Raw genomic sequence first — 12,252 nt, 5'->3', positions numbered from 1 at the left:
CTTACTTGTCCCCCTTCTGCGCTTTTTTAGCCTTCTTGGCTGCTTGTTTAGCCGCGCGTTGCTTGGCCTTCTCAGCCTTCTTGGTGTACTCATCGAGTGTCTTTTGCCGTAGTTTATCGTCGTGAATCAATGGGAAGCCCCGTTTCCGCCTCTCTTCGACAAAGGCCTTCGCAATTGACTTTGCCATGATCCGAATCCGGTGGAGGTAACCCGCCCGTTCAGTAACGGAAACTGCTCCCCGGGCATCCAAGAGATTAAAGGTATGACTGCACTTCAGAACATAGTCATATGCCGGGTGAACTAAGCCCAGTTTAATGAGCCGCTTAGCCTCGGTTTCGTAATCGTTAAAGGCTGCCAGCAACATATCCTGGTTGCTTTCCTCGAATGCGTACTTGGAGTGCTCGTATTCTGGCTCCTTAAAGATATCACCATACAGGACCCCGTCCGCCCATTCCAGGTCGTAAACAGAGTCAACATTTTGAATATATTCAGCGAGCCGTTCCAAACCATAGGTAACTTCTGAAGCCACTGGGTTCATCGGCAGTTCACCAACGACTTGGAAGTAGGTAAACTGGGTAACTTCCATGCCGTCAAGCCAGATTTCCCAACCAACACCGGCACAACCCATGGATGGGTTCTCCCAGTTATCTTCCACGAACCGAATATCGTGTTCAAGCGGGTCAATTCCGAGTTCCTTCAAGCTCCCCAAGTACAGGTCTTGAATATTATCCGGTGATGGTTTCATGATTACTTGGAACTGGTGGTGCTGGTAAAGCCGGTTCGGGTTTTCACCATAACGACCGTCAGCCGGCCGCCGGGATGGCTCGACATATGCAGCGTTCCATGGTTCTGGGCCGATTGCCCGTAAAAAGGTGTATGGGCTCATTGTCCCGGCACCCTTTTCCGTATCGTAGGCCTGCATCAGCATGCAGCCCTGCTTTGCCCAGTACTGTTCAAGCGTGAAGATGATATCCTGAACACTCAGCTTCTTTGTTGTCATCTGAATACTTCCCTTCATATCAAAAAGTCCCTACAGTTACGGAATAGTAACTGCAGGGACGAGATTACATCGCGGTTCCACCCTGCTTTTTTGCATTTCTGCAAAACAGCTTAGTTAAAGATGACTGGTAGAGGGCCTACAACGGAACCTTTAGTAGGGCTTTCACTCTCCCCTACTCGCTTGATAAAGGCGTAACCGTTGCTTTTCTCCGTCAACGTCAACCAATATTCAAATTAAGTGTTACCAATAAACATTGTTTATGATAGATAAACTTTCTCAAATTGTCAATCGTCAGTCGACAATTTACCCATTTTTTGTTCCAGACGGTTCATCTGGTTGATGAATCGTTTACTCTTCAAGCGGAGGCCCACCTGGTCATTGTAAAGGGTATCCAAGACGTACTGAAGGCGCTCCTTGGTAAAGGAGTTAATTTTAATGGTGTTCACCTGCTGGAGGTTTAGGACTGCAAACTGCTGCAAATAATAGGCAGTCCGGCGGTCAAGGTGAAAGCGCCGCTGGTCAAGGTACCAATGACGGTCACACAGCATTCCACCATACTGTTCCGAAAAATCAAGAGGACGGTGGCGTTCGCCACAAATAACGCACCGGTCCCAGGTCGGGGCAACCCCAAAGACCGTCAGCAGCTGGGTCTCGATTACATTGGTAACAACCTGCTCGTCTTGTCCCCGGTTAATTAGGTCAAGGGCCGCCGCCACCTGGTTAAACCAACCGCCAATCCCCTGGCCATCTGTGAAGGCATGGTCAACCAGGGAAAGAATGTAGGTGGCGTAGGCATTACGCCGCAGGTCGGTAGCAATCCCCTGGTACTGGTGCGTTTCACTCGCCGTGTTCACAAAACTAAGCCCCTGATTGTCGAGCGCTCCAATATAGGTTCCGTGCGTAAACGGCAAAAAGTCGCTCGCCATGCGAAAGCCCCGTTTCTTGCCATCACGGATGTAAAACATTGCCGGGCCAATTTTATCCGTCAACATCTTGACGAGCAGGTCCCGCTCCCGGTAGTCCCGCCGGTAGATAATTATCCCTGTAAAATCAGTGGTCTCCCGGGCCATCATTAAGCCCCCTTGAAGTGATTAGTAGTCCTTATTGCGGTAGCCATAGTCCTTAAGCATTGCCGACTTATCGCGCCACTTCGGCACAACCTTGACCCACAGCTGGAGGAAGACATGGTCACCAAGCAGGCGCTCAATATCCTTACGAGCCATTGTCCCAATCTTCTTGAGCATCTGACCCTTTTTGCCAATGATAATCCCCTTTTGCCCCGGCCGTTCGACAACAATGTTAGCGGAAATATGGACGTGCTCTTCGTCCTCACGCTTAACAGAAGTGACGTCGACGGCAACGGAATGGGGAACCTCATCCCTGGTCAGCATAAATACTTTTTCCCGGATCATTTCGGCGATGACAAAGCGTTCGGGGTGGTCGGAAATCTGATCATCTGGGTAGTACTGAGGGCCGTGGGGGAGGCCCTTAACTAACTGGTTGATTAACTCATTCACGTTGTTCCCCTGGAGGGCAGAGACCGGAATGATCTGCTTGAAGGGAAGATCATCCTTGTACTGGTCAACGATGTCGGGTAGTTCGTTGGGGTGGACCTGGTCGATCTTATTAACAACCAAGTAAATCGGTTTTTTAACCTGCTGTAACTTTTCAATAATAAAGTTGTCACCGGGGCCCCGTTTCTCACTAGCACTGACGACATAAACCACGGCATCGACCTCGTCTAAAGCGGAGAGGGTCGACCGCTCCATGAAATCGCCGAGCTTGGTAACCGGCTTGTGGACACCGGGCGTATCAATAAAGACGATCTGAGCTTCGGGACTCGTGTAGATCCCCTGGATCTTATTCCGGGTCGTCTGCGCAACGTTACTCATGATTGCGACCTTTTGACCAACAATGTAGTTCAATAAGGTTGACTTACCAACGTTGGGCCGGCCAATTAGCGCAACAAAACCTGATTTATAGTTTGGATTATCCATTTTCTTCTCCCTACTTCAATAACTGCATAACGTATGGGCCAAATATTATCAGACCCACTAAGACGGCAAAGCACGCCGCAATCAAGACACCCCCGGCGGCCACGTCCTTTGCCTTCTTTACTTCAACATCATAGTGGTGGCTCACCAAGAGGTCGGTGACAGCCTCAGTGACGGTGTTTAGGAATTCAGCGGCAAAGACTAAAAAAATCACCAGGAGGAGCCATAGCCAGTCTGTCGCCCGAATATGAAAGAATATTCCGACGAGGACGACCAAAAATGCGGCCAGGACGTGGTAACGCATGTTACGTTCCTCACGCAGCATCGTGATGATTCCATCAAAGGCGTGGCTCATCGCCTGCAGGAGGTGATTATTTTTGGTTACTTGGTGCTTATCTCTTGAGCTCATACTCATCTAGTATCTCCCGTTGTAATGCAAACATTTTTTTCTCATCGGCCGTTTTTTCATGATCATAGCCGTTTAAATGAAGGAATCCATGGACAACCAGGAAGCCCAGTTCTCGGTCGCTTGAATGGCCCAAAAACTTAGCCTGTTCTGCGACCTTATCAATTGAGACAAAGAGGTCGCCGAGGTTCTCCGGTAGTTCGGCTGCCAACGCTGGGTCCATGATGATGGGGGTTTCGTCCCCACTCTCCTCCGCAGCAAAGCTTAAAACGTCGGTTGCCCGGTCAACTCCCCGGTACTGTTTGTTAAGTTTGCGGATTGCGGGATTAGTCATCAGGGTTACTGACATTTCGGTGTTGTCCTTAAGGGCTAACTTACGGGCAGCAAATTGCAAAACGTCCTTAACCAGGGCCAATTGATCCTCACTTACCTGGCCACCAGTCTCATCATACACTGTCAGGTCCACCACTATTCCTCCTTTGACGTCTTTTTATCCTTGCTTACTTTTTTGGTTGCGTGCTCTTCATATGCCGTGATGATTCGGGCGACAACTGGATGCCGAACAACGTCTTCGGCACTGAAGCGAACAAACTTGATTGACTGGATATCCTTCAAGATGCGCTGCGCACTCACCAGCCCGCTCCGCACACCATGGGCCAGGTCAATCTGTGAGATATCACCGTTAACGACCATCTTAGAGCCAAATCCCAGACGGGTTAAAAACATCTTCATCTGAGCGTTGGTGGTGTTTTGCGCCTCATCGAGAATAACGAAGGCACCGTCCAATGTCCGTCCCCGCATGTATGCCAATGGGGCGATTTCAATGATTTCTCGTTCCATCAGGCGCTGGGTATGGTCAGAACCCAAGATATCGTTTAGGGCATCGTAAATTGGCCGCAAGTATGGATCAACCTTTTCCTGCAAGTCACCAGGAAGAAAGCCGAGGCTCTCCCCAGCTTCAACGGCCGGGCGGGTAACGATAATCCGTTCAACTTCACCGCGCTTTAAGGCCGCTACCGCCATCGCAACTGCCAGGTAGGTTTTCCCCGTTCCGGCCGGGCCAATCCCAAACGTGATGTCATTATGCTTCATTGCGTTGACGTACTGGCGCTGGCCAAAGTTCTTAACCCGGACCGCACGCCCCTTGCGATCCTTGATAATGGTCTCACTGTAAAGGTCCGCAAAGTATTCTAGTGTTCCCCGGTGGGCCATCTTCATTGCGCTGACAATATCGGTGCTGTGCAGGTGGATTCCCTGTTGAAGAAGGTTTACCAGGGCATGGAAGACGTCAATCGTCAGTTTAACGTCCTCCCGACGTCCACTAACCTTCAAATTGCCGCCAAAGGGGTTTAGGGTAACCTCCATCCCCTGCTCAATCAGGCTGACAAACTTATCCTGGGGCCCTAAAATACCAACCTCGATTACTGGCTGGTCAATTTGAAATACTTGTTCATATTCTTGCGTACTTTCTGCCAAATTATTCAATTCTCCTTTAACGATTAAATTACGCTTTTTCAGATTGATTATATCATAGCTTCCCCCGGGTTAATAACTAAAGCGCACCCAACCGCCTTCAAGAAGACACCAAAAGGCCCTGACGGCAAGTAAGTCATCAGGGCCTTTAATCTTATATATCACTTATTTAATATTTGTTTGGCGGCAGAAATCTGGGCCTTAACCTGGTCAAAGCCGGTCCCACCGAGCGAGTTCCGCCGCTGAACTGCAACGGCTGGCTTCAAGACCTGGTAGACATCGTCTTCGACCCGCGGGTCAATCTGCTTAAACTCGCTTAGCGGAATGTCTGCTAGATCGGTGCCGGTCTTAATCCCCTTGAGGACCAACTCACCAACGATCTCATGGGCCCGCCGGAACGGAATCCCCTTGGTTGCTAGGTAATCAGCCAACTCAGTGGCGTTGGAGAAATCGTGGTGGGTGGCATGGGCCATCTTATCCTTATTGACATGCAGGGTTTCAATCATCCCGGTCATAACCTTCAAACACGGTAGAATGGTCTTGACAGTATCAAAGACCCCTTCCTTGTCCTCTTGCATATCCTTATTGTACGCCAGTGGCAGACCCTTCATGGTGGTCAAAAGTCCCATCAAGCTGCCGAACACCCGGCCGCTCTTCCCCCGAATCAGCTCTGCCATGTCCGGATTCTTCTTCTGGGGCATGATGGAACTACCGGTTGAATAGGCATCCGATAATTCAATGTAGTTAAACTCATAACTGCACCAGTAAATAATCTCCTCACATAAGCGGGAAAGGTGCACCATCAAGATACTGGCGTTACTCAAAAACTCCAGTGCAAAGTCCCGATCACTGACGGCATCTAACGAGTTAGCGTACGGTTTCTTGAAGCCGAGGAGTGCCGTCGTCATTTCCCGGTCAATCGGAAAGGTCGTCCCGGCAAGGGCCGCGGCCCCTAGCGGCGAGAGGTCGGTATGCTGCTTGTTAAAGGTAAAGCGCTCCACATCCCGCTGAAACATTTGAAAGTAAGCCATTAAGTATTGACCGTAAGAGATTGGCTGGGCGTGTTGCATGTGGGTATAACCCGGCATGATGGTTTCCACGTTCTTTTCGGCAAGGTTGACTAGGGCCTGTTGAAGATCCTTGAGGGCGAAGATGATCTTAGGCAGCCGCTCTTTAACGTAAAGGTGGAAATCGGTTGCCACCTGGTCATTACGACTCCGTCCGGTATGGAGTTTACCGGCAACTGAACCAATTTTCTTGGTCAAGAGGGCCTCAATATTCATATGAATATCTTCATTCTCCACGTCAAACGGTAGGCCATGTTCCTCAAGTTCGGTCATTAAATCATTTAACCCGCCAATAATTTTGTCAGCGTCCGCCCCAGGTAAAATCTGGGTCTTCTTTAGCATCTTCACATGGGCCAGTGAGCCCATAATATCTTCTTTTGCCATCTCCTGGTCAAAGGAAATGGAGGCACCGAATTGGTCGACGAGCTGGTCGCCGCCCTTTTCAAACCGGCCACCCCACATCTTCTTAATAGGCATCCGTTACTTCCCCTTTCTGTGAATGGTGGTTAGCTTTTTCTTGGACCTGGGCATAGACCTTGTCGGGTAATTCCCAGAGCTTAATGAAGCCAGTTGCGGCCTCTTGATCAAACTCGTCCGCAGAGGTGTAAGTTGCCAAGTTCTTGTCGTACAAGGAGTTTGGTGACTTCCGTCCTTCACAAATGACGTTCCCCTTGAACATCTTTACCCGGACAACACCGTTAACCACCTTTTGTGTTTCGTCAATGAACGATACTAACGCCTTCATCAAAGGTGAGTACCACAGTCCATTATAAATGATTTCAGCCATCTTGCCTTCAATTACCGGCTTGAAGTGGGCAACTTCCCGCTCTTGAGTCAGGTCTTCAAGGTCCTTGTGGGCAGCAAGTAAGACGGTTGCGGCGGGGCATTCGTAAATTTCCCGTGACTTGATACCAACTAACCGGTTCTCAACGTGGTCAATCCGGCCAATCCCGTTATCACCAGCAATCTTGTCAAGCTTCATAATCAACTGGTCCAGGGGTAATTTTTCACCATCAAGGGCGGTTGGGACCCCTTCTTTAAAGGTAATTTCCATTACGGTTGGCTGGTCAGGAGTTTCTTCGATTGGGGTTGTCCGTTCGTAGGCATCCTCAGGAGCCGCTGCCCAAGGATCTTCAAGAATCCCACATTCATTGGCCCGTCCCCACAGGTTCTGATCGATTGAGTATGGGCTTGCCTTGGTAATCGGCACGGGAATATTATTGTCCTTTGCGTATTGGATTTCCTCTTCCCGTGACCAGTGCCAGTCCCGGATAGGATCTTCAATCTTCATTTCAGGAGCCAGGGCATGAATACCAGCTTCGAACCGGACCTGGTCATTCCCCTTCCCGGTACAACCGTGGGCAATTGCAGTAGCCCCGTACTGCTTGGCAGTGGCAACCAACTTCTGGACAATCAGTGGCCGTGAAAGTGCCGAAACCAGTGGGTACTTTTGTTCGTACATTGCATGGGCTTGCAATGCGGGAAGAACAAACTGTTCCGCAAAGTCCAGCTTGGCATCAATCACAACTGACTTCCAGGCACCAATTGCCGCCGCCTTATTTTTGATGGCTTCCAGGTCAAGGCCTTCGCCCACATCAATACAGCAGGCAATTACGTCATAGCCCTTGTTCTTTAACCAGGCAATTGCAACAGAGGTGTCAAGGCCACCGGAATAAGCTAAAACAATTTTTTCTTTACTCATTATTATCGTCTCCATTCATTTATTTGCATATTTATTAATTGCAATTAATATACACCGTTATTGAATATATATCAAGTATTTTTGTAAATTTTCTGTATTTTATTCAAAATAATGTATAGTCAAGCTGGAATGACGACATTTAAATAATCAAAGAGCGGTTTAACTACCCGTGCTTACGAATAATCAAACCGCTTTTTAAATATTCTTATTTAATTTTGGGTATTGATGGCTTGTTCCTTAACCAGTGGGAACTGGGCAAGTTCCTTGGCGTCCAAATCAACATTGTGCATCTGAACAGCATTGATCTGGTTATTTTCATAGGTCGTGTAGTAGAAGGTCCCCGTAGCCAGGTTGATCCCATCGGAGTAGATTGTGTATTCAAAAGTATCCGGTGCAACCTCGTCGAGCCCATTCTGCTGTTCTACCGCATGCAGGCAGTGGAAGTAGTTGGTAACATTTTCCAACTCACTGCCACCCGCCGGTGCATTATGTAGGGTAAAGCATTCCTTAACAAAACGGCTTTCGGAATCCATCCCCCCTGGCAGCATGTGGGAGCCGAGACCCCGGCTGTATGTCTTGAGTTCCTTCTTTGGCATCAAGGTGTTAACCGGGTCAGCTGGCGAAACACTCTGGTAATTTGCTAGGTTCGTCATCTGGGATGGGAACTCGGGGTTATTGGTTAAAACACCCACTGGATTATCGTAAACGTGAAGACCGCTCTGAGTGGATTCAACAACAATCGATGCTCCTTGTCGGTCGGCGATCAACCAGTGGAGCGGGGAAAGCTGGAGTTGGTCAGAGAAGTTGATATTTACCAAGTTAAGGTTGGCAAGTAGTTTCTTTGCCTCGGCAACATCTTTACATTGACCCAAAACATAGGGAATAAATTCGAATGGTGAGACGTTATCCTTGCCGTCTTCAACCGGGAAGAAGTGGGCCAGCCCGGCAAAGTTTAGACCAGCCATCCCCAGGCCCTCTTCATTGGCCCCGTCAAAGTACAAGGGGTAGTTATCCTTGACCAGGGCCATCCCGATAATGGCGTAGTGGTGGTTTAAAGTTGGCATCTTGCGAAAATCAAATGGATAGTCGCGCGGGGTAACAACCACCTCTTGACCAAATGAGACTTCCAAATCTAGGTTACGACCAAAGTAATGGTCGCCCGCAGTATAGAGAATCGATGTACACATGTTAAATACCCTCTTTTTCTTTAGTAACTTCTATTTTACTCTTTTATCATAAAAATGGTGATTTAAAAAGCAAAAAGTCAACCATCCATCAGGGTGATTGGCTTAATTAAGCATAAAATTATTTGTTGCTCAGTGCTTTCTTAACAGCCTGGTTAACAACCTTCCCATCGGCTTGGCCCTTAACCTTCGGCATCACTGCTCCCATGACCTTGCCGAAGTCTTTCATGCTCGTGGCACCCACCTGGGCAATTGTGTCGTTGACAATCTTTAATACATCGTCTTCGGAAAGTTGCTTTGGCATGTACTTGGCCACAATCTTAAGTTCAGCATTCGTCTTGTCCACCAGGTCTTGGCGACCAGCCTTTTCAAATTCGGCCAGTGACTCCTTGCGTTGCTTGTATTCCCGTGACATGACCGCTACCTCTTCGTCAGGTGTCAGGTCATGGCCAGCCTCAATCTGGGCGTTTTGAACCGCTGCTTTCAACATCCGGACAACCGCCAAGGTTTCCTTATCACGATTCTTCATTGCCGTAATCATATCTGCTGATAATTGCTTTAATAATGCCATCTTCAGGTCCCCCTCATATTAAGAAAAAAGCTCCCACCGCATCGAAGGTAGGAGCAAACATTTTAGTAGCGACGACCACGCTTGTTCTTGCGCTTCCGTGCTGCTTCAGATTTTAACTTACGCCGAACACTAGGCTTTTCGTAGAATTCACGCTTCCGGTATTCTTGCAAAGTCCCATTGCGCGAAACTGAACGTTTAAAGCGTCGAAGAGCGTCGTCTAAAGATTCATTCTTACGAACGACTGTTTTTGACATTTTGATTCCCTCCCTCCGAGCTTAAAGTTACGTTTCAAGGCTACTTACACCTTTCACTACAAAAGGTATTGTACCTAATTCCACCCCCAGTGTCAACATTTACTCTGTATTTATCAATAACTATTTTTAAATTAATTATCTTTCCCCATATTTAATGAAGAAAAAATATTTAGTCCTTAACGACCACCCTTAGTTAGTGAATATTTATGCCGTATTTTCGAAACAGTATTGCATAAATACTGAATAGGGTGTATATTCATTTACAATAATTATTTGAATTCTATTGGCAAAGGAGATTAAGAATTATGAAGCACTTCAAGCAATTATTAATGCTGTGTATTCTTTGTGTTTCAGTGTTCCTCGCGCCGCTCAATGCGTTTGCTGCCGCAACTAGTTCAAGCAGCACAAGCTCGAGTTCTAGTTCTACTATAAGCTCGACCAATGCAGCGACCGATGATTCACTACAAAGGATTAAACAAAAGGGGACACTGGTCGTGGGGACCAGTGCCGATTACCCACCGTTTGAGTTTACTACCAAGCAAAATGGGAAAACTAAGTATGTCGGCTTTGAAATGCAGTTAGCTAGACAATTCGCTAAGGATTTAGGAGTCAAGTTGGTTATTAAGAACATGGACTTCGATTCCTTGCTGGTTGCCCTTGAAACCCACAAAGTCGATACAGTTATTGCCGGAATGAATGTCACTCCCGAACGGGCAAAGAATGTTGACTTCTCTAAGCCTTACTACAAGGGAAATAACTTCTTCCTGATTAACAAGGCCGATAAGAGTAAGTACAAGTCCGCAAAGAGCTTTACGGGAAAAACAGTTGGAGTTCAAAACGGGACAACACAATACAATCTCGCCAAGCAAAAAATGAAATACGCCCACATGCGGGGGTTGGCAAAGGTATCATCCTTAGTAATTGCCCTCCAATCACATAAGGTTGACGGGGTCTTATTAGATGAACCAACTGCCCGGGCTTACGCAAATAATAATTCTAACTTAGCAACTTTTAACTCTCACCTTGCAAGCAGCAACTCTGGTGCGAAGGCAATGGCCTTTGCCAAGGGTGACAAGTCCTTAGAGACCGCTGCTAACCAGACGATTGACAAGGTGCAGAAGAAGGATCTCATTAATAAGAAATGGTTACCACAAGCTTCTAAGTACATGAAGTCTTATAAGAAGCACAACACCGTCGCTTCATACTGGACCTTCTTCGCTAAAGGGGTTGAATACACCCTGATTATCACCGTTATCGCTGTCTTCTTTGGTTTCCTTCTCGGGACCCTGTTTGCATTGATGCGGTTGTCACAAAACAAGATCCTCCACGGAATTGCCGTTTGCTACATTGAATTTATTCGGGGAACACCAATGCTGGTTCAAATTATGTTCGTCTACTTCGGCATTGGTGCAATCATTCAATCTCTTCCTGCCCTAGTTGCCGGGATTATCGCCGTATCGGTCAACTCTGGTGCCTACGTTGCCGAAGTTATTCGTTCTGGTATTCAGTCCCTGCCAATCGGCCAAACTGAAGCCGCACGAAGCCTTGGGATGACGAAGAAGCAGACATTCCGATTCATCATCATGCCACAGGCACTACAAAACATTTGGCCCGCACTGGGGAACGAATTTATTACCCTGTTAAAGGATAGTTCATTGGTTTCCACAATTGGTGTTGGTGAATTGATGTACCAGACCCAGTTAGTTCAAGCTGATACTTACAAGGGTGTCTTACCACTATTCATCACTATGATGATCTACTTCATTCTGACGTTTACGCTGACAAGAATCCTGAACTACTTCGAAGGGAGAATGAAACATGCCCACTAAAATGATTGAAATTCAACACTTGAAAAAAGAATTTAATGGTAACGAAGTCCTCAAAGACATTTCTGAAGAAGTCGACAAGGGACAGGTAATTTGTGTGATTGGTCCTTCCGGTGCCGGGAAGAGTACTTTTCTCCGGTGCCTGAACGTCCTTGAAAAGCCGACCGCTGGTAAGGTCCTTTTTGAGGGCCAGGACCTGACTAACATTTCCGATCCTGAATTAGATAAGTTGCGGGAGAAGATGGGGATGGTCTTCCAAGGCTTCAACCTCTTCCCTAATATGACCGTTGTTGACAACATCAAGATTGCCCCCATCAAGGTTAAGGGGGTAAGCGAAGAAGAAGCTACTAAGACCGCAATGGAACTCCTCAAAAAGGTTGGCCTTGAAAACAAGGCGAACGTCTATCCGGACAGCCTTTCTGGTGGTCAAAAGCAGCGGGTTGCCATTGCCCGGTCCTTGGCAATGGATCCCGAAGTGATGCTGTTTGACGAACCGACGAGTGCCCTGGACCCCGAAATGGTTGACGAAGTACTGAACGTTATGCAAGAATTGGCTGATTCTGGAATGACGATGGTCGTTGTTACCCACGAAATGGGCTTTGCCAAGGAAGTGGCCGACCAAATCTGGTTTATGGCCGATGGCTACATCCAGGAAAGCGGCAAGCCGGAGGACTTCTTCAGTCACCCAACTAGTGACCGGGCAAAGGAATTCCTGAAGAAAGTTCTTAAATAAATCATTAAAGAGGCTGGACATAAGATGCCCAACCTCTTTTTA

General features: G+C 47.6%; 13 protein-coding genes. 2 read left to right on the top strand and 11 right to left on the bottom strand.

Annotated features, from left to right (window positions below):
- Nucleotide 1: 1 nt before the first annotated feature.
- The 11 genes from glyQ to rpsU all read right to left on the bottom strand — a co-directional run bounded on the left by glyQ (nt 2) and on the right by rpsU (nt 9,651).
- The gene (gene glyQ, locus QOS01_RS00670) at nt 2-1,000 is read right to left on the bottom strand and encodes a glycine--tRNA ligase subunit alpha (protein WP_235803798.1); all 999 of its coding nucleotides are present in this window, start codon (nt 998-1,000) and stop codon (nt 2-4) included.
- Nucleotides 1,001-1,284: 284 nt separating this feature from the next.
- Nucleotides 1,285-2,070, bottom strand: a complete 786-nt coding sequence (recO, locus tag QOS01_RS00665) for a DNA repair protein RecO (protein WP_283620643.1) — start codon at nt 2,068-2,070, stop codon at nt 1,285-1,287.
- 21 nt (nt 2,071-2,091) lie between these two features.
- The gene (gene era, locus QOS01_RS00660) at nt 2,092-2,997 is read right to left on the bottom strand and encodes a GTPase Era (RefSeq protein ID WP_283620642.1); all 906 of its coding nucleotides are present in this window, start codon (nt 2,995-2,997) and stop codon (nt 2,092-2,094) included.
- Between the two features lie 10 nt (nt 2,998-3,007).
- Complete coding sequence (locus QOS01_RS00655; RefSeq protein WP_283620690.1) at nt 3,008-3,403, bottom strand: diacylglycerol kinase family protein; 396 nt, start codon at nt 3,401-3,403, stop codon at nt 3,008-3,010.
- Nucleotides 3,387-3,866 carry an rRNA maturation RNase YbeY gene (gene ybeY, locus QOS01_RS00650; protein ID WP_283620641.1) on the bottom strand — a complete coding sequence of 160 codons (480 nt, stop codon included), beginning with the start codon at nt 3,864-3,866 and terminating at the stop codon, nt 3,387-3,389. Before ybeY ends, QOS01_RS00655 begins: the two co-directional genes overlap by 17 nt.
- 2 nt (nt 3,867-3,868) lie before the next feature.
- On the bottom strand, nt 3,869-4,876 hold the full coding sequence (locus tag QOS01_RS00645) for a PhoH family protein (RefSeq protein ID WP_283620640.1): 1,008 nt from the start codon (nt 4,874-4,876) through the stop codon (nt 3,869-3,871).
- Between the two features lie 158 nt (nt 4,877-5,034).
- Entirely contained in the window at nt 5,035-6,417 is a 1,383-nt protein-coding gene (gene argH, locus QOS01_RS00640; protein WP_283620639.1) for an argininosuccinate lyase, read from the bottom strand.
- Nucleotides 6,407-7,642, bottom strand: a complete 1,236-nt coding sequence (locus tag QOS01_RS00635; protein ID WP_283620638.1) for an argininosuccinate synthase — start codon at nt 7,640-7,642, stop codon at nt 6,407-6,409. The genes argH and QOS01_RS00635 overlap by 11 nt, the downstream gene beginning before the upstream one ends.
- A gap of 209 nt (nt 7,643-7,851) precedes the next feature.
- Nucleotides 7,852-8,829: a choloylglycine hydrolase gene (gene bsh, locus QOS01_RS00630; RefSeq protein WP_283620637.1), complete on the bottom strand. Its 978-nt coding sequence runs from the start codon at nt 8,827-8,829 to the stop codon at nt 7,852-7,854.
- Nucleotides 8,830-8,947: 118 nt separating this feature from the next.
- Entirely contained in the window at nt 8,948-9,397 is a 450-nt protein-coding gene (locus QOS01_RS00625) for a GatB/YqeY domain-containing protein (RefSeq protein ID WP_283620636.1), read from the bottom strand.
- Between the two features lie 62 nt (nt 9,398-9,459).
- A complete protein-coding gene (gene rpsU, locus QOS01_RS00620; RefSeq protein WP_047770440.1) occupies nt 9,460-9,651 on the bottom strand; it encodes a 30S ribosomal protein S21 in 192 nt (63 codons plus the stop codon).
- 305 nt (nt 9,652-9,956) lie between these two features.
- Between rpsU and QOS01_RS00615 the strand changes: the two genes are divergently transcribed.
- Together QOS01_RS00615 and QOS01_RS00610 are read left to right on the top strand one after the other, a co-directional pair.
- Nucleotides 9,957-11,480 carry an ABC transporter substrate-binding protein/permease gene (locus QOS01_RS00615; RefSeq protein WP_283620635.1) on the top strand — a complete coding sequence of 508 codons (1,524 nt, stop codon included), beginning with the start codon at nt 9,957-9,959 and terminating at the stop codon, nt 11,478-11,480.
- Nucleotides 11,470-12,210, top strand: a complete 741-nt coding sequence (locus tag QOS01_RS00610; RefSeq protein WP_283620634.1) for an amino acid ABC transporter ATP-binding protein — start codon at nt 11,470-11,472, stop codon at nt 12,208-12,210. The genes QOS01_RS00615 and QOS01_RS00610 overlap by 11 nt, the downstream gene beginning before the upstream one ends.
- The last annotated feature ends 42 nt before the right edge of the window (nt 12,211-12,252 follow it).

Origin of the sequence: Limosilactobacillus avium (genome assembly GCF_947381485.1) — a bacterium.
Lineage (GTDB): Bacteria > Bacillota > Bacilli > Lactobacillales > Lactobacillaceae > Limosilactobacillus > Limosilactobacillus avium.
The sequence above is the reverse complement of the archived record's forward strand: the minus strand, read 5'-3'. Positions and strand labels throughout refer to the sequence as shown.

Bases quoted from the DNA above. Each gene is read 5' to 3' on its own strand.
- glyQ (WP_235803798.1), bottom strand. From the start codon at position 1,000: ATGACAACAAAGAAGCTGAGTGTTCAGGATATCATCTTCACGCTTGAA.
- recO (WP_283620643.1), bottom strand. From the start codon at position 2,070: ATGGCCCGGGAGACCACTGATTTTACAGGGATAATTATCTACCGGCGG.
- era (WP_283620642.1), bottom strand. From the start codon at position 2,997: ATGGATAATCCAAACTATAAATCAGGTTTTGTTGCGCTAATTGGCCGG.
- QOS01_RS00655 (WP_283620690.1), bottom strand. From the start codon at position 3,403: ATGAGCTCAAGAGATAAGCACCAAGTAACCAAAAATAATCACCTCCTG.
- argH (WP_283620639.1), bottom strand. From the start codon at position 6,417: ATGCCTATTAAGAAGATGTGGGGTGGCCGGTTTGAAAAGGGCGGCGAC.
- QOS01_RS00635 (WP_283620638.1), bottom strand. From the start codon at position 7,642: ATGAGTAAAGAAAAAATTGTTTTAGCTTATTCCGGTGGCCTTGACACC.
- bsh (WP_283620637.1), bottom strand. From the start codon at position 8,829: ATGTGTACATCGATTCTCTATACTGCGGGCGACCATTACTTTGGTCGT.
- QOS01_RS00625 (WP_283620636.1), bottom strand. From the start codon at position 9,397: ATGGCATTATTAAAGCAATTATCAGCAGATATGATTACGGCAATGAAG.
- rpsU (WP_047770440.1), bottom strand. From the start codon at position 9,651: ATGTCAAAAACAGTCGTTCGTAAGAATGAATCTTTAGACGACGCTCTT.
- QOS01_RS00615 (WP_283620635.1), top strand. From the start codon at position 9,957: ATGAAGCACTTCAAGCAATTATTAATGCTGTGTATTCTTTGTGTTTCA.
- QOS01_RS00610 (WP_283620634.1), top strand. From the start codon at position 11,470: ATGCCCACTAAAATGATTGAAATTCAACACTTGAAAAAAGAATTTAAT.